Origin of the sequence: Rodentibacter caecimuris (genome assembly GCF_001019715.1) — a bacterium.
Lineage (GTDB): Bacteria > Pseudomonadota > Gammaproteobacteria > Enterobacterales > Pasteurellaceae > Rodentibacter > Rodentibacter caecimuris.
On record NZ_BBXJ01000001.1, the window covers coordinates 779724 to 800384 of the forward strand.

At 40.2% G+C, this 20661-nt stretch carries 19 protein-coding genes and 1 pseudogene; 1 reads left to right on the plus strand and 19 read right to left on the minus strand.

The genetic code is table 11. The features are described from left to right. The first annotated feature begins 5 nt into the window (after positions 1–5). Complete coding sequence (dsbB, locus tag PNEUHYL_RS03735) at positions 6–539, plus strand: disulfide bond formation protein DsbB (RefSeq protein WP_059365925.1); 534 nt, start codon at positions 6–8, stop codon at positions 537–539. A gap of 44 nt (positions 540–583) precedes the next feature. On the opposite strand, the gene PNEUHYL_RS03740 is transcribed toward dsbB, so the two are convergent. The 19 genes and pseudogenes from PNEUHYL_RS03740 to ispC form a co-directional block, all read right to left on the minus strand. Beyond that, on the minus strand, positions 584–2476 hold the full coding sequence (locus tag PNEUHYL_RS03740; protein WP_059365926.1) for a Z1 domain-containing protein: 1893 nt from the start codon (positions 2474–2476) through the stop codon (positions 584–586). Further along, on the minus strand, positions 2477–3517 hold the full coding sequence (locus tag PNEUHYL_RS03745) for a restriction endonuclease PLD domain-containing protein (protein ID WP_059365927.1): 1041 nt from the start codon (positions 3515–3517) through the stop codon (positions 2477–2479). Beyond that, the gene (locus tag PNEUHYL_RS03750) at positions 3517–4641 is read right to left on the minus strand and encodes a DNA cytosine methyltransferase (RefSeq protein ID WP_059365928.1); all 1125 of its coding nucleotides are present in this window, start codon (positions 4639–4641) and stop codon (positions 3517–3519) included. Before PNEUHYL_RS03750 ends, PNEUHYL_RS03745 begins: the two co-directional genes overlap by 1 nt. A gap of 6 nt (positions 4642–4647) precedes the next feature. Beyond that, the gene (locus PNEUHYL_RS03755) at positions 4648–4983 is read right to left on the minus strand and encodes a hypothetical protein (RefSeq protein ID WP_164703636.1); all 336 of its coding nucleotides are present in this window, start codon (positions 4981–4983) and stop codon (positions 4648–4650) included. Between the two features lie 153 nt (positions 4984–5136). Then, a complete protein-coding gene (locus PNEUHYL_RS03760) occupies positions 5137–6183 on the minus strand; it encodes an AI-2E family transporter (RefSeq protein WP_059365930.1) in 1047 nt (348 codons plus the stop codon). Beyond that, positions 6183–6521 (minus strand): nitrogen regulatory protein P-II, encoded by a 339-nt coding sequence (glnB, locus tag PNEUHYL_RS03765; protein WP_059365931.1) that lies wholly within the window; start codon positions 6519–6521, stop codon positions 6183–6185. Before glnB ends, PNEUHYL_RS03760 begins: the two co-directional genes overlap by 1 nt. A gap of 1 nt (position 6522) precedes the next feature. Further along, positions 6523–7116 carry a molybdopterin adenylyltransferase gene (gene mog, locus PNEUHYL_RS03770; protein WP_059365932.1) on the minus strand — a complete coding sequence of 198 codons (594 nt, stop codon included), beginning with the start codon at positions 7114–7116 and terminating at the stop codon, positions 6523–6525. A gap of 35 nt (positions 7117–7151) precedes the next feature. Then, on the minus strand, positions 7152–9008 hold the full coding sequence (locus PNEUHYL_RS03775; protein ID WP_059365933.1) for an SLC13 family permease: 1857 nt from the start codon (positions 9006–9008) through the stop codon (positions 7152–7154). Positions 9009–9024: 16 nt separating this feature from the next. Further along, on the minus strand, positions 9025–9618 hold the full coding sequence (rnhB, locus tag PNEUHYL_RS03780; RefSeq protein WP_059365934.1) for a ribonuclease HII: 594 nt from the start codon (positions 9616–9618) through the stop codon (positions 9025–9027). Then, positions 9611–10783 carry a lipid-A-disaccharide synthase gene (gene lpxB, locus PNEUHYL_RS03785; RefSeq protein WP_059365935.1) on the minus strand — a complete coding sequence of 391 codons (1173 nt, stop codon included), beginning with the start codon at positions 10781–10783 and terminating at the stop codon, positions 9611–9613. The genes rnhB and lpxB overlap by 8 nt, the downstream gene beginning before the upstream one ends. An 89-nt stretch (positions 10784–10872) precedes the next feature. Then, entirely contained in the window at positions 10873–11661 is a 789-nt protein-coding gene (gene lpxA / locus PNEUHYL_RS03790) for an acyl-ACP--UDP-N-acetylglucosamine O-acyltransferase (protein ID WP_059365936.1), read from the minus strand. Between the two features lie 19 nt (positions 11662–11680). Then, complete coding sequence (gene fabZ / locus PNEUHYL_RS03795; protein WP_077545184.1) at positions 11681–12127, minus strand: 3-hydroxyacyl-ACP dehydratase FabZ; 447 nt, start codon at positions 12125–12127, stop codon at positions 11681–11683. Between the two features lie 102 nt (positions 12128–12229). After that, positions 12230–13255, minus strand: a complete 1026-nt coding sequence (gene lpxD, locus PNEUHYL_RS03800; protein ID WP_059365937.1) for a UDP-3-O-(3-hydroxymyristoyl)glucosamine N-acyltransferase — start codon at positions 13253–13255, stop codon at positions 12230–12232. Positions 13256–13267: 12 nt separating this feature from the next. Further along, entirely contained in the window at positions 13268–13879 is a 612-nt protein-coding gene (locus PNEUHYL_RS03805; RefSeq protein WP_059365938.1) for an OmpH/Skp family outer membrane protein, read from the minus strand. A 101-nt stretch (positions 13880–13980) separates the two neighbouring features. Then, entirely contained in the window at positions 13981–16362 is a 2382-nt protein-coding gene (gene bamA, locus PNEUHYL_RS03810; protein ID WP_059365939.1) for an outer membrane protein assembly factor BamA, read from the minus strand. 27 nt (positions 16363–16389) lie between these two features. Then, the gene (rseP, locus tag PNEUHYL_RS03815) at positions 16390–17721 is read right to left on the minus strand and encodes a sigma E protease regulator RseP (protein ID WP_059365940.1); all 1332 of its coding nucleotides are present in this window, start codon (positions 17719–17721) and stop codon (positions 16390–16392) included. A 9-nt stretch (positions 17722–17730) separates the two neighbouring features. Next, on the minus strand, positions 17731–18597 hold the full coding sequence (locus PNEUHYL_RS03820) for a phosphatidate cytidylyltransferase (protein ID WP_059365941.1): 867 nt from the start codon (positions 18595–18597) through the stop codon (positions 17731–17733). 11 nt (positions 18598–18608) lie between these two features. Then, positions 18609–19331: pseudogene (gene uppS, locus PNEUHYL_RS03825) on the minus strand (polyprenyl diphosphate synthase); the annotation flags it as partial. 27 nt (positions 19332–19358) lie between these two features. Then, positions 19359–20552: a 1-deoxy-D-xylulose-5-phosphate reductoisomerase gene (gene ispC / locus PNEUHYL_RS03830; RefSeq protein WP_059365943.1), complete on the minus strand. Its 1194-nt coding sequence runs from the start codon at positions 20550–20552 to the stop codon at positions 19359–19361. Positions 20553–20661 lie beyond the last annotated feature (109 nt).

A 20661-nucleotide genomic window follows, 5' to 3' on the forward strand; every position in this document is an offset into this window, starting at 1 on the left:
AACAAATGCTCGCATTTTTTAAACAATTTTCAGAAAAACGCTCATCCTGGTTATTACTTGTGCTTTCGAGTTTAGCCTTAGAATTGACCGCACTTTATTTCCAATATGGTATGGGGTTACAACCCTGTGTTCTTTGCGTGTATGAACGTTTGGCAATGAGTGGTTTATTCCTTGCGGGCATTATTGGTCTTCTCGCGCCCCGTTCGCTGTTCCTGCGCTTAATCGCCCTTGCATTAGGTTTATTTAGTGCGGTTAAAGGCTTGATGATCTCCATTCGTCACCTTGATCTACAAATGAACCCTGCACCTTGGAAACAATGTGAATTTATCCCTAATTTCCCGGAAACCCTCCCATTCCACCAATGGTTACCAAGCATTTTCAAGCCCACAGGCTCCTGCGATAACATCCAATGGTCGCTATTCGGTATCACCATGGTGCAATGGTTGGTGTTTATCTTTGCCGTATATGTGCTTGTTCTCGTGGTGATATTGGTTGCACAAATGAAGAAAAGCAGAAAACAGAGAATGTTGTTTAATTAACAAAATGCCATTTGAATAAAACCAAATGGCATCTCTTATATCGTTTATTTCACACTCCAATAAACCATTCCTTTATGCGGTAGTTTAATATTTGGTAACCAAAAATCATTTCCCTGCCATTTTTTCTCTTTACTTCCAATAACTTGATAAAGAGTTAAAAATAAATCATCCGGATATTTTTCTCCCAACTTACGATCATCTTCAGAAAGCATTGTTCCTGTCCCCTTAGATAAATGTCTTTCTCGTTTAACTAAAACATAAATCTTAAAACTTGGTCTCTGGCTATTCAATGCTTCTATACTATAAATAAATTTTTCTTTATTCCAATCATCAGGAGAATATCTCCCCAGCTTATCTAAAAGCAAGAATAAATCCTCCATACCGAGTTGATATAAATCGTCTTGAACTTTCTCTCCTAAAATCGTAGGTAAACATTCATTTACCGCCTGTAAATTTCTTTCATTTGGTTTGAATGGGAAATAATTAACTCCACCAACAAGTTGATTTACACTTTCTGACTTCAGTACGTTTTTTCTCGTAGGGCTAATATTTTTAGGATAAATTACCTGAATTTCACCATTTGTTTTCTTAGCCTGTTCAATGATAAGATTGTTAGCCTGATTAAGTTGTACGAAAAAATGATAAACATCATCCGGTATATAAAGCCTTAGTAATGATTTATCACGGTCATAACCAAAAATACGGGAATGTTGCCAGAAAGTATCTGCGTTTGGTTTCTTAGAAGTACGACTATAATAAACCGTTTGCAATTTAGGTATAGTCAAACCTCGTCCAATAACATTACCGCCAATAATAACGTTAAAACCTTTTTCTAATTCAAAATTTGCTTCTGTTTTAGAGTTTAATACCACAACATTAATTTGCTTATTCTCCAAAAGAGCGGTCACTTTTTCGTATAAATCTTCAAAATGATGTATATCTGGTTTAGTTTTCTTTAGATCGTTATAACTATCTTGAAATGTTACTACTAAATCTTCGCCATTATTAATTGCTTGCACCAAATCATTTAAAGCTGCTTGAATTTTATTAGCAAAAGCTTGGTGATCTTGGATCTTATAACTAGGATGTAAGGCAAAATTACAATTTGTTTTTCCACATAAATCAAACTCGGAACATGTTAAAAGAAAACCTCGCAATGCTTGAGCAACACCATCAGAAAGCTCATCACTTTCATCTTTCATTTCTTCTAACTCACTATCAATAAAGCGAACAATATAGCTTGGTGGAACGGAAAAAACAAAATTACCACCAATATATTGTTCTCCCGCTTCAAAAAAATGAATAAACTCAGGTTGCCAATTAGATTCTTCATGCTGTAGAAGAAGTGATTGAGGTGTAGCTGTAAGCTGGATAAACAAACTTTGACAACAAGCATTTTTTATATCATCAAGCAATCTATTAATTGTACTCGCCTCTTTATTTTTCTTATCTGCATTAGTGTTTAAACTTGCAGCATCCGCTTCATCATCAACAATAACTAAAGGGTAACCTTTCAAATTTGTTTGGCTAGTAAATAAATTTCTCCACCGTTTTAACACTCTAGCATTCTTTTTAATCACCACTAAAATAGGGTTGTTTGCTTTCATAACCTGAGTAAAACTTTTATCATCATTTTCTGATAAAACAATAAAGTTTTCTAAATTAGATTTGGCACGATTTACTGTCTGTTCCTGCAAATCAACACTATCAGTAGTGAGATAGAGAAAAACTTTATTATCTCCATCAGCTAATGCACTTAAGATACCTAATACCTGAGCAGTTTTGCCACTTTGTACATTTCCTAACAATAATACATTCTGAGCCTTCTTCTGTTCATATCCAGTTTTAGAAAGCTTTGTAATAAAGCCTTTAACTGTATTTTCTACTGATTCAGCTAATTCATGTGGAGTAAGTTGGTTCAAGTAGGTTTGTAGCATTTAATTCTTCCCCTTAAATGAAAGTAACCAAATATCAGGGTTATCGGTAGAACGAAATTCAAAATGGTCATTGCCATATTTAAGCAATGTTTTTTCAGTGATCATTTCATTAGTTTGTAAACACCCAGAACCCTCTAACTTTCCTTTAATCCACTTCCCTAATGTTTTTAGATCATTTTCGGAACGAAAATTTTTTGAATAATCACCAGATGTTTTACATTGGAATTTCCAACCATCATCAGTAATAACAGTAAACGTACGGTGTAAAGGATAGCCTTCTTGAGATGTAATTTGTTTCGGTACAATTATTTCGACTTCATACCATGGACGTGGTTTTATAAAACCACGTTTATCCTTGCGCCCTTCACCAAAAAACACATTAAGATTGCTTTTTTCTTCGGTCTTCGCAGGTATAAAAAATTGATAAATAGATGATTGAATAAATAATCTAGCGACTTCTGTAGAATCAACTTTTTGTACTCCTAGACAGTTTTCTAAATTATTGTTGTATTCAATGAATTTTCTAGGTTTTTCAACCTCACTTATATTTCTGCCTAATTTTTGAATCGTATTTTTAATATCAGTTTGTAAACTTAATGCCGAATTTCCTTCCAAATACAGCATAGTTTCATAAGTTCTCTCTGTTCTATCCCAAAAACATGTTAAATTCGCAGAACCAATTAAACCGTTAATCTTTTGCTGATTCTTAAAGGAATACATTTTTCCATGGAATTTCACAAATGGTGAGACATAGACTGAACCACGTTTTTCTCTTTGAAGAAACTGATTCAATCTACATACACTGTCATACTGTAAACGACTAAATCCCTCTAAATAGTGCATTCCTATTAATAAATCAATTTTTCTAATTCGATTGTTTAGCTCTAATATTTTATGTAGTTCAATGATCGCATCGTTTGAAACATAGCCTGTAGCCATTAAGATTTCATCAGAGGATTTAAACAAGTCCATCCAAACGTTATTTAGTGGCTTTTCTGTAATTTTTGCATTCGCAATATTTGAGAAAACTGTAGCATTCATCACTTACCTCCACGAATTTTATTAAGGCGATCCTGAAATAGAGAAGCTTTTTCTGATTCCAATTTTCTGTTTAGATCTACTTTTGTATAATTTCCATCAAAAATAGGGAGAATAGCTTTTGCTAATTCAATGACTCCCTGTGGTGGTACAGCGTTTCCAATTTGACGACGAACTTCTGTAGTTGAACCAACAAACTCAAAATCATCTGGAAAACTTTGTAATCTTGCTCTTTCTCGATTAGTAAATGCCCTTGGTTCAGGATAATGATATCCCCAAGTTCCACCTCCCCCAGCAGCAATAATTGTTTTTGAAGGTTCATCTCTATGCATACGACGATAAACATGGCTAATCATTCCTTTTACATATAAAGGATGATCTTTAGGAATATCTGTAAAATTCCCTCCCTCAGGAATCATGCTTAGCATTTTGCGAGTTTTATCACTAATCCTTAACAACTCGTTATTCGTCGCATTCTGAGGAATATCAGATATAGCCTGACCTGCCGTAACATATGGCTCTAGACCATCATCTCCATTTTCATTATGCGTTGGTTTTGGATGATTAAAATCAAACCCCGTATCTAATCGAATACCAACAATTAATACCCGTTCACGAAATTGTGGCACTCCAAACTCAGCAAAATTGTAAAGTTTTGCTTGGACGTAATAACCACAACTTTCAAAATCAGTAATAATTTGCTGAATAGCTTTTTTCTTATTAGCAGTCAGCAAACCTTTTACATTTTCTGCAACAAAGACCTTTGGCTTTTTGGCATTCACAAATCGTAGAAAACTTTTGTAAAGATTACCTCGTTCGCCATCTAAGCCAGGTTGTTTCCAAATCATTGAAAAATCTTGACAGGGAAAACCACCTAAAATGATGTCGCAATCAGGAATGGATGGATCGTTTGGATCAATTTTTTCAATATCACCTTCTACAATGACATCCCCAATATTCTTACGAAAACTTTCACAAGCCCAATGGGAAAAATCATTTGCCCAAACTGTTTCATAGCCAACCTGATGAAAACCTAGATCTAAGCCTCCACAACCAGAAAATAAAGATAGGATTTTGGGTTTGTAGGAATCAGAAGTATTAAAAAATGAGAGTTGATTAGATTGCATGGAATATCACTCCCATACAACAAATTGAGAAAATTCTTTGAAAGAATTTTTGTAAAAACTGATACGTTTTAAACGCAACGCAACGCAACGCAACGCAACGCAACGCAACGCAACGCAACGCAAACGCAACGCAACGCAACGCAACGCAACGCAACGCAACGCAACGCAACGCAAACGCAACGCAACGCAACGCAACGCAACGCAACGCAACGCAACGCAACGCAACGCAACGCAACGCAACGCAACGCAACGCAACGCCAACGCAACGCAACGCCCAACGCAACGCAACGCCCAACGCAACGCAACGCCCAACGCAACGCAACGCAACGCAACGCAACGCAAAAGTGTATTTTGGTTTTATTAATGAAGTAAAGTACATCTTTTATTTTCCGTATAAATTTTTAGTATTATGCCGCAAAAAATATAAACATAATAAAAAAGTATAATTAAATTTATTAAGATCTTAAATTAATTGTACTTTGCCTTCTAATATACTCAAAATTTACTTTCCACATCGCCCAACAAGGCGGCATATTTCACCATATTTGGGCTGGATTCTAAGGCGATTTTTAGTGCCATGGTAAGGGGAACGGAAAGTAGCATTCCCACCGTCCCTAGCAACCATCCCCAAAATAAGAGGGAAAGAAAAACGACTAAAGTGGAAAGCCCGAGGCGTTGCCCCATCATTTTAGGTTCAAGAATATTGCCGATGACCATATTGATCACAATCACACCAACTGTCACACCAAAACCGATACCGAAACCATTCAACAACAGAGCCTGTACGATAATAGGAATAGCGGCAATGATAGAACCGATATTCGGAATGTAATTTAATAAAAAACTTAATGTCGCCCACAAAATCGCATATTGTACACCGCATACTTCCAATAGAATAAACACAGCAATCCCCGTAAGCAGACTGGTGATAGTTTTAATTCCAAGGTAGCCAATCACACCTTGCAAAATGCGGTTAATATGGCGTTCCTCCTTTTCTACATCATTCGGTGCAGCGCTTATTACCACCGCAACTTTGTGTTTCATTGTCGGGGCTTCAGAGAGCATAAAAATCACCACAAGCACTAAGACGAACACATTGCTCACCACACCGGAAAAATTGAGCAGGACACGACTCACAAAATTCATAATGATACTTGGGTCGAAATTTTCTTGAATGGTTTCCCGTGAAAAATAAACGGGCAAATTGAAACGTTGTGCCAATGCCATCAGATCATTCACTCGTTCGGAAAGCAAGACTTTATATTGAGGAATAGACTGGGTAAACTCTCGTACGCTGCTATTAATTAGTCCGACTAAAAAGAAGAAAATCAGGGAAATCAAGACAAAGAGTAATACTATCGCAAGCCAATGGGGGATACGGCGGTCAGTCATTGTTTTAACGATAGGTGAACAAATAATCGCAATAAAGAGTGCCAGCAAAAACGGCACAACAATTTCAGCGGCTAATTTGATGCCCGCTAAAATAATAATAACGGCGGCGATCCCCAGTAAAGTGCGGTGTAAATTTAGGTTATTTTCCACTAAATCGCTTCCTCATTTTCTTCACCTGTGCGAATGCGGATCACCCGTTCCACGTCATAAACAAAAATTTTTCCATCACCAATTTTACCGGTTTGGCAGGTTTCGATAATAGTTTCAAGGCACTGTTCCAACAAATCATCAGGCACCACAATTTCCATTTTGACTTTTGGTAAAAAATCCACCATATATTCTGCCCCTCGGTAAAGTTCCGTATGCCCTTTTTGGCGGCCAAAACCACGTACCTCGGTCACGGTCATCCCGGCAATGCCTATATCGGAAAGATTTTCACGCACATCATCAAGTTTAAAGGGGCGAATCATCGCTTCGATCTTTTTCATCCTATTTCTCCAAATTTTCTCGTCTTGCCGCTTTTGGGCGGAAACTCTCAATCACATTAGGGTGAGTATCAATATACAAACCATTAATGAGTTGTAAACAATAAGGTACGGCGCTAAAAATACCGCTCACAAGCACGTTTCCGTCTTTATCCTTCACGCCTTCTAAGGTTTCTTTGATGGCTTTGGGTTGCCCCGGTAAATTTAAAATCAAACTTGCTTTACGAATCACACCCACTTGGCGGGATAAAATTGCCGTAGGTACAAAGTATAAACTCACTTGGCGCATTTGCTCACCAAAACCGGGCATTTCACGATCGGCAACGGCAAGCGTGGCATCCGGGGTAACATCACGTTTTGCCGGCCCCGTTCCGCCGGTGGTTAAGACAAGATGGCAACCTTGTTCATCCACCAATTCTTTTAGGGTTTGCTCAATAATTTCTTGTTCATCGGGAATTAATCGGGTTTCCAGATGGAAAGGATCGATTAGCGCGTTCTCTAACCAAGCCTGTAATTCGGGAATACCTTGATCCTGATAGACACCTGATGAAGCCCGATCAGATACGGAAACAAGGCCTATTTTTAAAAGTGCGGTCATATTTTTCCTTAAATTTTTGTATTAAATCTATATGTTTAAAATGGAAATAAAAGTGGAATTAAAAATACACTCACCACCATTACAATCAATGTAAAGGGAGCACCAATTTTTAAGAAATCACTAAACTTGTATCCTCCGGGCCCCACAACCATTGTATTAACCGGTGAAGAAACCGGTGTCATAAAGGCAGCTGATGCGGCAATTGCCACCACCATCGCAAAGGGGATAGGCGATACTTGGAGTTGCTGTGCCAATGAAATGGCAATAGGGGCAACTAAAATCGCTGTCGCGGTATTAGAAATGAATAATCCGATCACAGCACAAAAAAGAAATAACATCATCAACACGAAATGCATTCCCCAATCCCCCACTAATTGCAACATCGTCTCCACAGCAAGTTGAATCCCGCCGGTTTTTTGTAATGCGGTGGCAAACGGCATCATACCGATAATCAAAATTAAACTTGGCCAATGAATAGAATCATAAGCACTTTTCGCATCGACGCAACGGAAATAGCCTAACATTAAGCAGCCGATGAGGGCGGCTATCACATTCGGTACAAGGCCGGATACCATTAACAACACCATCACCAATACAGAAAGCAAGGCTTGCGGAGCTTGGCTTTGTGCTGGTGCAACACGATCTATTTCTTTCGGGTAGGTGAGCACAACAAAATCCTTGGTGCGGTTACGCATTTGTTGAATCACTTTCCAATCGCCAATAACAAGAATTAAATCGCCAAGCTTATAAGGCGTGCCGGAAAAACTGTCGGAAATCAATTCGCCATCCCGCTTGATACCCACCACATTTAATCCGTAACGAGAGCGAAACGCCACCTCTTGTGTGGTTTTATCAATCAACGCCGAACCTGGTACTAAGGCTAATTCTGCCATCCCAATAGATTTTGCCTGTTCGTCAAAAGATTGAGACTTGATCTCTGCCGGCTCCAAATTATAGGTTTGACAAAACTCCGCTAAATTAAATTCTTGCTGCCCGATATCGATCATTAAAATATCTTTTTCGTGAATTTCAGAGGTGGCAAGGGGCATCATATAAGTTGGGCGAAAACGTTTCCAACGTTCAATCGCTAACACATTCACCCCATAGTTAGAACGTAAATGTAATTCATCTAAATTTTTGCCGATAAAAGGCGAACCGGTACGCACCACAAAACGTTTTGCTCGACCGCGTAAACCATATTCATCAATCAATTCAGCCATGGAGCGTTGGTTATTTTCTTGGTGATCCGTAGCAATGTTTCCCCCAAGCCAGCGGCGGGTTAGCAACATATACCCGATACCTAACAACAAAATGACAAGACCAATCGGGGTGAAGTCAAAAAATCTTAAACGAGTGCCGGTATCTTTGACTAATTCTGCATTCACCACCAAGTTAGGCGCGGTGGCGATAAGTGTCATCATACCGCTAATCAAACCTGCCACACTCAACGGCATCATTAAGCGTTTTGGGGAAAGGTTCATTTGGCGACAAATCATCAGAACCACGGGGATAAAAATCGCCACCACGCCTGTGGAGCTCATAAACGCCCCTAAGCCTGCCACGGCAAGCATGAGTAACACCAAGACTTTGGTTTCACTATTTCCGGCAAGTTTTAAGATCCCTTCACTCACTTGATAGGCAACCCCAGTACGCACCAATCCTTCGCCAATAATAAACAACAATGCGATCAAAATAATATTCGGATCGCTAAATCCGGCAAAAATTTCGTTGGTGGTTAAAATACCGCTCAAATAAAACGCCAACATCACTAAAAGTGCCACGGCATCCATCCGCACTTTATTTCTCACGAATAAAATCACTGCAACGGCTAACAGAGCAAGTGTCCAGAAAAGCGGGCTAACCCAAAGTGCATTTGTGAATATGGTATTCATCTCCTACCTCTTATGTTTAGCGACGTTCTAATACTTTACGAACCGGAGCAAAACTACGGCGGTGCTGTGGCAATGCCCCTAATTCGGCTAATTTTTCTAGATGTAACTTCGTCGGATATCCTTTATGTTGGGCAAAAGCATACTCCGGGTATTGGCGATCCAACGCTTCCATTTCTTGATCCCGTGCAACTTTTGCCAAAATAGAAGCGGCACTAATTTCCGCCACCAAGCTATCGCCTTTCACAATAGCTTGGGCAGGAATATTGAGATCTTTAGGAATTTTATTACCATCGATCAGTACAAAGTGCGGTTGAATTTTTAACGATTTTACCGCTCGCGTCATGGCAAGTAAGGATGCCTGCAAAATATTCAGTTCATCAATTTCTTCCGCTTCCGCTCTCCCTAATGACCATACAAGTGCTTTTTGTTTAATTTCTTCTGCTAAGGCAAGACGTTTTTTCTCAGTGAGTTTTTTTGAATCGGCTAATCCTTCAATGGGATTATTGGGATCTAAAATCACCGCCGCCGTCACGACAGCTCCCACTAAAGGCCCCCGTCCCACTTCATCTACGCCGGCAATTAACTGATAACCTTGCGGATATTCAAACATGTTGTTTTTCCTCTAATAGCTCAATCACCGCTTGAGCGGCCTGCTTATCCGCATCACATTGAATTTGTCGGTGTAAATCCGTGAAACGTTGAATTAATATGTGGCGATTTTTAACCGCACTTTGTTCATCCGAAAAATAGACTGCCAGTTTTTCTGCGAGTAATGTCGGCTCACAATTTTCTTGAATCATTTCCGGTACTAACATTTCATTTGCTAATAGATTCGGCAGAGAAATATAGTCGGTTTTCACCAAACGCTTCGCTAAGAAATAAGTGAGCGGTTTCATTTTATAGCCTACCACCATGGGTGATTTACACAGCATCGCCTCAAGAGCAGCGGTGCCGGAAGCCAGTAAAGTGGCATCCGCTGCGATTAATACTTGACGTGCATTGCCGTCAATCAGATGCATCGCTAAATCCGGAGCCACTCGGGCTTTAATTGCTTCAAATTGTTGTCGCCGTTTTTCATTCACTAAGGGAACAAGAAATTGCAGATCCGGAAATTGCGCTTTCAGCAATAATGCCGTTTTCAAAAAAGGCTCGGTTAAAAATTCTACTTCAGCGCCCCGACTTCCCACAAGAATCGCTAAATAACGTTGTGCAGGATCAATGTTGAGAAATTGGCAAGCCTCCGCCCGATTAGGTTTTAGAGGGATTGCATCCGCCATCGTGTGACCGATAAATCGGCAAGGCACATTGAATTTATCATAAAACGCTTTTTCAAAAGGTAAAAATGCCAGCACTTGATTTGTCGCTTTAGCAATTTTGTGGATTCTATTCTGTCGCCACGCCCATACGGAAGGGCTGACATAATGAATAGTTTTGATGCCTCCAGCTTTGAGTTTCAGTTCTACATCTAAATTAAAATCCGGTGCATCAATGCCGATATAGACATCGGGCTTTTCACGTAACATGGTTTGAATCACATTTTTACGGATTCTTAGTAGGCGTGGCAGATGTTTAACAATTTCTGCTAAGCCCATAACGGAAAGTTCTTCCATATCCACTAAAGTTTCGCAACCTTCAGCGATCATTTTAGGGCCGGCAATTCCGATAAAACGAGCATTGGGGTAATGGGCTTTAAGCCGGCTAATTAAGCCTGCACCGAGAATATCCCCCGAGATTTCTCCGGCCACAAGCGCAATAGTAGGATTTTCCTTGTTCATTAAATTTATCCTAAAAAATAACCGCACTTTGGACTAAAGTGCGGTTAATTGGTTAATGAGGTTTACTCTGTCTAAAGAGAGAAACGCTGTTAACGAATAATTCCGCGGGTTGAGCGTTTAAAGAAATTGGTAAAGAAACTGATTGCGGAATCGGTTTCAGCAATTTGTTCAATTTCCGGGATGATTTCTTCAAGAGTTTTACCGCTGCGATAAATCATTTTATACACATTACGAATTGCGTGCATAGTCGGCTTATCAAACCCTCGGCGTTTTAAACCTTCTAAATTAACCCCAAACGGACGGGCATGATTACCTTGTGCCATCACATAAGGCGGCACGTCTTGACTAACCATGGAGCCACCGCCTAACATCACATGCGCCCCCACAACGACAAATTGATGAATCGCCGACATACCGCCTACAATCACGAAATCATCCAATTCGACATGACCGGCAAGAGTCGCGTTATTTGCCAAGATACAATTATTTTTAATTTGGCAATCATGCGCTATATGTACGTTAATCATCAGAAGATTATTATTACCGATACTCGTTACGCCTCCGCCTTGGATTGTGCCACGGTGAATGGTGACATGCTCGCGAATTCGATTGCCATTGCCAACAACGGTTTTCGTTGCTTCGCCTTTGTATTTTAAATCTTGATTGACTTCACCAATCGTCGCAAATTGGTAAATTTCGTTATCTTCACCAATCACGGTATCGCCGCGTACAACGACGTGTGATTTCAACACGGTGCGTGCTTTAATCTCAACGGAACCTTCAACAATACAGAAAGGGCCAATAAAAACATCTTCACCAATAACCGCCCCTTGTTCAACGAGTGCCGTCGGGTGAATTTTTGCACTTGGATGGATCATATTTATCCCCTTATTTATATTAACGACGAGCACACATTAATTTAGCTTCACAAGCTACTTCACCGTTTACCGTTGCAATACCGGTAAAAGCGGTAATTCCGCGGCGTTCTTTGACGACTTGAACGTTCAATTCCATTTGATCACCGGGTAACACAGGACGTTTAAAACGCGCTTCGTCAATTCCCGCAAAATAAAATAATTCTCCACCTTTTAATTCATGGGTTTTAAATGCCAGAATTCCCATGGCTTGTGCAAGCGCTTCTAAAATCAACACGCCCGGTAAAATAGGTTCACCAGGAAAATGACCGGTAAAACAAGGCTCATTTACACTGATATTTTTGATTGCTTTTAACCATTCGCCTTCCTTAAAATCCAACACGCGATCCACCAACAAAAACGGATAACGGTGTGGTAATAAAGTCATAATTTCTTTTGCTTCGATCACTCTTGTTTGCTGTTCTGACACGTTGATACCTTTACAAATAAACACTAAATTCGCATGAATTATACGATATTTACGGTTAAAAACAAAACGCACCACTAAAGTGCGGTGCGTTTTTAAAACGGATTAGCCGATTTTCTTTTCAAGCGCTTTTAGACGCTTATTCATTCCATCAATACCTAAAGTCAGCGCCGCTGTTTTACGCCACTCTTTATTGGTTTGTAATGGAATACCGGAAGAATAAACCCCCGGTTCGGTAATTGGCCGCATTACCATTCCCATACCGGTAATTGTCACCTTATCGCAGATTTCCATATGACCGTTAATCACACTCGCACCACCAATCAAACAGTAGCGTCCTACTGTCAGGCTACCCGCCATAATCACACCGCCCGCAACTGCCGTGCCGGTGCCAATATGAACGTTATGGGCAATTTGACAAAGATTATCAATAATAACGTTATCCTCGATCACCGTTGCATCTAATGCGCCCCGATCGATACAGGTACAAGCGCCGATTTCAACATTGTTACCGATAATAACTTGCCCTACTTGTGGAATTTTAATCCAACGACCACGATCATTGGCATAACCAAAACCATCACTGCCAATCACCGCACCGGATTGAATTAAGCAGTTTTTGCCGATTTCCACATCATGATAAATGGTTACATTCGCCCACAGTTGCGTGCCGGCCGCAATTTTTGTGTTTTTACCCACAAAGCAATTTGCACCGATAATCACGTTATCGCCTAATACCGCCCCTTCTTCGATAACGCTATTTGCTCCAATTGACACATTTTCACCCAAAGAAACGCCCTCAGAAATCACCGCACTTGGTTCGATACCTTGCGCTGCTTTTGGTGTAGTATCCATATATTGCGCTAAAATCGCATAAGCTACATAAGGATCATTAACAATGAGTAAATTACTTTCTTTCGCACAAAACTCAACGTCTGCTTCGGACACCACTAAAATACCGGCTTGAGATGTTTTTAATAATGGGCGAAATTTTGCATTGGAAATGAAAGTGAGTTGATGAGCTTGCGCTTTATCAAGAGGAGCGATGTTTGTGACAATAGTATCGGCGCTACCACGAATGGTCGCGCCGATTTGATTGGCCAATTCTTGTAAAGAATAGGATTTTTGCATTATGAGAACCTATTATTTTTTCTCTTCCGCTTTAGCCGGTGCGGCAGCTTTTTCTGTCACAGGAATTGATTTTAATACTTCTTCGGTAATATCCTTACCTTCTACTGCAAATACCACAGAGTTTGCATCAAGCACATAGGTATAACCTTTTGTTTTTGCCACATTGTTGGTTGCCACTTGAATACTTTCTAATAATTTTGCACGGGCTTCTGCTTGGCGTTTATCGCTTTCTTCTTGGAACGCCGCCACTTTTTTATCTTGCTCTTGCATCAATTTAGTCAATGCAGCTTCTTCATTCGCACCAAATTTATTAATTTCTTCTTCACGTTTTTGGATTTCAGCTTGACGTAAACGCGGCGCATCTTTTTTCAATGCTTCAACTTTTGCTTCTACCTTTTTACGTGCTGCGGCAATTTTATCATCAATTTCTTTTTTACTTGCGGCTAATTTGTCTGCCGTCGGTTTCAATTCTGCATCTAATTTATCGGCAATAGCTTGACGATCCGGGTGATTTTGGAATAAATATCCTGCATTAATGAATGCGATATTTTCATCTGCCGCAGCAAAACCTGATGCAAGTGCAATACCTACTGAAAGTGCGGTCACTTTTAAAACATTTTTCATTGAAATTTCCTTGTTAGGTTAAGTAGTTAATCATGCTTGCACAGCCTGAATAAGTGCTGTGCAAGTGTTTGTTTTGACTAGAAGATAAATAAAAAGTTCGATTAGAAAGAACCACCAATACTAAATTGGAACTGTTCTATATCATCATTCTCATATTTTTTGATCGGTTTAGCGTAAGAGAATACCAACGGCCCGATTGGTGATTGCCATTGAAAGCCCACACCGGCAGAAGCACGAACGCGGCTTGGATCGCTGTAATCCGGTAAATTAGGGAATCTTGCTTTGTCCTGTTCCTTCCATTTTGTATTCCAAACGCTTGCCGCATCAACAAACAACGAGGTTCTTACAGAATTCTGATTTTTTTCTGCCACGAACGGCGTCGGTATAATCAATTCAACATTCGCTGTGGCAATAGCGTTCCCACCAACAATATCATCACTACCTTTAGTGTTATATCCTTCATTACCACTCTGATCTTTTACCCAATAAATCGCGTTCGGTCCTACTGCACCATACGCAAAGCCACGTAATGATCCAATGCCACCCGCCGTGTAGTTTTGGTAGAACGGTAAACGTTTACCGCCAAAACCGTTTGCATAACCCACGCCGGCTTTCCCAGAAATAACCCAATGGTGTTCACGATCAAGCGGGTAATAGCCTTGAACATCAGCACTAAGTTTGTAATATTTGTTATCGGATCCCGGAATGGTGACACGACCACCAATACTTGCTTTCACCCCTTTAGTTGGAAAATAACCACGGTTCAAACTGTTATAGTTCCAGCCAAAGGAAAAATCAAAGTCACTCGATTTAATTGAGGTAGAATTGAAATTCATTGATGCCAAATAGAGGTCACGGTTATATTCTCTAGAGAAATTACTAATTTTATTATAGGTGTAACCTAGTCCTAAATAGTAGGAGTTATTTTCATTTACCGGGAAACCTAAAGTAACATTGCCACCGTAAGTCGTACGTTTATAGTTAGACGATGTATCGCTATCAGAGTTATCGTAAGTTTCATAAAATACGTTTCCGCCCAAACTTACGCCATCTTTCGTGAAATACGGCTCGGTGTACCCAAGGTTAATTGTCGTACCGTAGTCATTACGCGAACCGGCTAAACTTACCGCAGCTCCCGTACCTAAAAAGTTGTCCTGTTTAATACTGGCTTGGTAGCTGATACCGCTTTCCGTACCATACCCTACCCCAAAGTTAATACTACCTGTATTACGCTCTTTTACTTTATACACCACATTAACTTCGTCATTAGTACCTTCAACCGGATCAACTCTGCTTTCAACGGTTTCAAAAAAACCCGTTCTATCTAAACGAACTTTACCCAATTCAACTAATTGAGCGTTGTACCAAGAGCCTTCCTGTTGACGCATTTCTTGACGTAGCGTGCTATCGGCTGAAACGGTGTTACCTTCAAATTGAACTTGACGAACAGATAAACGGCGACCGGCATCAACCACAAAAGTTAGTGCGATTGTTTTATTCGCATCATCAAATGTCGGAGCCGCATTAACGGTTGCACTACCGTAACCACGCTCACCCAATTTTGCTTTGATGGCATTTTCAACGTCGGTAACATCAGCTCGGCTAAAAGTATCGTTTAAGTGAAGGGTGTTTAATAACGGTTGTAATTCTTCTGCCATACCGCCTAAGTTACCAACAATACGCGCGCCGGTTAAATCGTATTTTTCACCCTCGTTAATATCGATAGTGACTTCCGCCTTGGTTTGTTCATCATTTAACCGGACATCCGTATTAGTAATATGCGCTTTTGCATAACCATTATTTTGATAGTACTGTTGGATAGATTGTAAATCTTTATCAAATTGGGTTGCATCGAATTTATTGCCCCATAGCTTCCACCATGAGTCCGGTTGTAACTCCATTTGTTCTTGCAATGTGCTACTGGAAACCGCCGTATTACCATTAAAGGTAACGGATTTTAATTTTGCCGTATCATCTTCATCAATCTGAAGATTGATTTCCGCACGATTATTTGGCAGCGTATTTACAATCGCTTCGACTTTCGCATTATAGCGTCCAACACTTTTATAATGTTCTCTTACGCCTTTCACGAATTCATCAAGTTTTGCACGATTCAGTACATCACCGGTTTTAAAGCCGTTCGCATCCAAATTTTGTTTTAATGCTTCCGTTGGAATTAAAGAATTCCCCTTAATATGCACTTCCGAAATAATCGGTTTAGCAATGATACTCACGACAAGAGAATCTCCGTCACGATAAGCTTTTACATCATCAAATCGACCACTTACGAATAAATTGCGAACAATATTTGCCACATCATTATCGGTCACACGTTGACCTGCACGAACTGGCAAACTTGCGAGAATTTGCTGTTCTAATTCACCCTGAACGCCATCTATGCGAATGTCTTTTGCCAAGAAAGGAGCAGCAAACACGCTTGTTGTCGTACCGAATAATAAACTTGCGATTAGAAGTTTTTTCATCGACTGTATCCTATTTACTATAAAAATTTATAAACGTAAGAAATCATTGAAAAGTGCAAATACCATTAAGCTTAATAGCAATGCCGCCCCAATGCGATAACTTAAATTTTGTACCTGTTCGGAAACAGGTTTTCCTTTAATACCTTCAGCTGCCAAAAACACCAGATGTCCTCCATCCAGAACCGGCAACGGAAATAAATTCATAATACCTAAATTGACGCTGATTAACGCCATAAAGCTCAGGAAATAAACCCATCCTATACTTGATGAAACGCCTGCGCCTTTTGCAATCGAAATTGGGCCGCTTAAATTATTTAAAGAAAGATCACCGGTAAATAATTTACCAATCACTTTAACGGTTAACCAAGATAATTGTCCCGTTTTTTCTATGCCTTTCGATAGCGCGTCAAGAATACCATATTTTAATTCTGTACGGTACTGCTCACCGATATTTAAAAAGGTTGGGCTTACTCCCACAAACCAACGATTCTCTTGATTTTTTTCCGGCTGCACCGTTTTGTCAAAAATATTGCCGTCACGTTCAATTTTTAAAGGAATCGGCAAGCCTTGTTCGACCTGTTTAACAAAATCCTGCCAAGAAAGTGCGGTCAAATTTTCATTTAAAATTCTATCGCCGACTTGCAAGCCAGCTTTCTGTGCCGGTGAATTATCGACTACTTTAGATAAAGTCATTTCCACTTTCGCACGAACCGGGTTCATTCCCAAAGATTCAAAAGCATTCTCTTTTTCAGGATCAAATCGCCAATCGGATAAATCCAAGCGTTTTTCATAAGTAACACTTGAGCCAAAAGGTGCAAAACCAATATCCACTTGAGATTCCCCTAACTTTGCAGCCAGTAGCATATTAATGGTTTCCCAATCCGGCGCTTCTCGTTCGTCGATTGTCATAATTTGTGAGTTTGCTTCAATTTTTGCCTGCGCGGCAATGGAGTTCGGTGCAACACTTTCAATCACCGGTTTTACACTTGGAATACCAACGGAATAAATCAGCCAATACGCCATAATCGCAAAAATAAAATTGGCTAACGGTCCCGCGACAATAATAAAGGCGCGTTGTAATACCGACTTTTGATCAAACGCTTGGGATTTTAATGATTGAGGGACATCTTCCACCCGTCCGTCTAACATTTTAACGTAGCCCCCCAAGGGGAGCATCGATAGGGCAAATTCCGTTCCTTGTTTATCGGTGCGCCGCCAAAGCACTTTACCGAAACCGATAGAAAAACGATGTACTTTTACACCGCACTTGCGTGCCGCCCAAAAATGGCCGTATTCGTGAACCGCCACTAATACCGAGATAGCGATCAGAAAAGAACCTAGCGACCATAAAAATGACATGATCAATCCTTACAATACAAAGAAATAAAAGTAGGTGAAAAAGGGGACGGCTGCCGTTAAGCTATCGATACGATCCAAAATCCCGCCATGACCGGGAATAAGTTGGCTGCTGTCCTTGATCCCTGATTCCCGCTTAAACATACTCTCCGTTAAATCACCTAAAACCGAAATCGCAACCGTCGCCACCGAGAGAATCACAAATTCTGTCATCGCACGGTTACCAAGTAAGGTTTCACGAGAAAAGTAAATAAATGCACAAGCAAGGAGTGCCGCGGTAATTAACCCACCGAATACGCCCTCCCAAGTTTTACCTGGTGAAACATTTGGGGCAAGTTTATGTTTACCCAATGCCCGACCGGCAAAATATGCCCCGGAATCTGCCGCCCAAACCAGCACAAACACATAAAGCAGTAAAAATAAGCCGTGATGAGGATTTTGCGTATATTGTTCCAGACGCAAACGCAAGACAGCAGCAATGAAAGGAATCAAGGTTGCAAAAGCAAATAGCAAATGAATAGGCTTATTTTTGCCCCAATATTTTGCAGAATTGGGATAAGTGATAACAAACAATAATGCAATCCCCCACCAAATCACCGAATTAAGCAATATAAACGGAAGATAATTCTCAAAAACACGACCGGCATCTAAATAATGACTTTCGGTGAAAATCCATAAGAAGATAAACGACCCTAAAAATGCGGCAATACCTAAGCGTATCAGTGGTTGTTTAAAACGTGCAAATTGAGTCCATTCCCAGATCCCCAATGTGGCGACAAAACCTAATCCTAAAGCAAAATAAAAAGGGCTAAACAAGAACAAGGCACAAAGTACCAGCGCAATAAGCACAATAGCCGATAATACACGTTCCTTAAGCATAATTTCTCCATTTATTCTGTCCCGCCAAAACGGCGATGACGTTGTTGATAACTCGCAATGGCTTGATTAAAATCCTGTTCATTAAAATCCGGCCATAAAACATTTAAAAAACACAGTTCCGCATAGGCAATTTGCCAAAGTAGAAAATTACTAATCCGCTGCTCACCGCTGGTACGAATTAATAAATCCACTTGCGGCTGATCTTGCGTGATCAAATGTTGCTGAAAATATTGTTCGGTAATTTCTTCCGACTCTATCTCATTATTTTTTACTTTATTCGCGATTTGTTTGGTTGCCTGTACGATGTCCCAACAACCACCGTAATTCGCGGCAATATTTAGAGTAAGTGCGGTATTTTTTTCCGTTAAATTTTCTGCTCTTTTAATTTTTTCTTGTAATTTTTCACTAAAACGTGAGGTATCGCCAATAATTTTTAGGCAAATATTATTTTTATGTAATTTTTTCACCTCACGATCCAATGCTTGCATAAAAAGTTGCATCAAGGCACTGACTTCGTGTTCCTGACGATTCCAATTTTCACTGCTAAAAGCATAAAGTGTCAGCACTTTCACACCGATTTGACGGGCATAGCTGACAGCCCGGCGAACCGCACCGACACCTTGGGTATGACCAAATACACGTAATTTATTACGCTGCTTTGCCCAACGTCCGTTACCATCCATAATAATGGCGACATGTAACGGGATATTATTCTTATCAAGTTCTATCATAAAATAAGTTTGTTTGTGACCGCACTTTTACTATCGTTCAATTAATTGTTTGGCAATAATACGAGCCTGCTCATCAACAGCTAACACATCATCAATATTTGAGATAACCATACTTGGCATTTTTAATACCGATTCTTGATTAATTTTGGCAATATCGGTAAATGAAATACGACGCTCCAAGAAAGCCTGTACCGCAATTTCATTTGCGGCATTCATTGCGGTTGTCGCATACTGCCCTTCGGCGAAGGCATCTATCGCAAGTTTTAAATTCGGATAACGGTTAAAATCAGGCTCAAGAAAGCTGAGTTCTTTGATTTTAAAGAAATCTAAAGGTTCAACCCCGGCAAAGGTACGATAGGGATAAGCCATCGTTTCGGCAATCGGCGTTCGCATATCAGGATTCCCCATTTGTGCAATAACCGATCCGTCCACATAACGCACCATAGAATGAATGATGGATTGCGGGTGAATAATAACTTCCATTTCATCCGCGTTGGCATTGAACAGCCAACGTGCTTCAATGTATTCCAACCCCTTATTCATCATTGTGGCTGAATCCACCGAAATTTTTTTACCCATTGACCAATTCGGGTGAGCAACCGCTTGCTCCGGTGTGATATGTTTAAATTCGTTTAATGCGGTATAACGAAAAGGGCCACCTGATCCGGTTAGCACAATTTTACTAATGCCTAATTCGGCTAACGGGCAAAAACCGATTTTTTGTTGTGCGTCAGGCGGTAAAGACTGGAAAATCGCATTATGTTCGCTATCTACCGGCAACAAAGTGGCATTGTGCCGTTTCAACGCATCAATGAAAATTTTTCCACAAGTTACCAACGCCTCTTTATTGGCTAATAGCACGCGTTTACCGGCTTTTATCGCAGATAAAGTCGGTAATAGCCCCGCCGCACCAACAATGGCGGCCATAACTTGATCGGCATCAGGATGTGCGGCGAGTTCACAAATTGCCTTTTGTCCCGCCAATACTTCCGTTACCACGCCCTGTGCCGAAAGCTTTTTACCTAGCATATTGGCGGCCGCGACATCATCAAGCGCAGCAAAGTGCGGTCGAAATTTCACGCATTTTTCAAACATTGCCTCAACATTTTTTCCACCGACAAGGGCAAAGGCATGATATTTTTCCGGATTATGTTCAATTACGGATAAGGTGCTTTGTCCAATCGAGCCCGTTGCACCAAGAATCACAATATTTTGTTTTTGCATAAATTTTTGACCGCACTTTATATTGAGTAAAAAGGACGCCAATGCGTCCTTTATTTCGCGATTAAGATTATTTTTGTTTCAAAGATACTTGCAAAATAATAGAAAAACA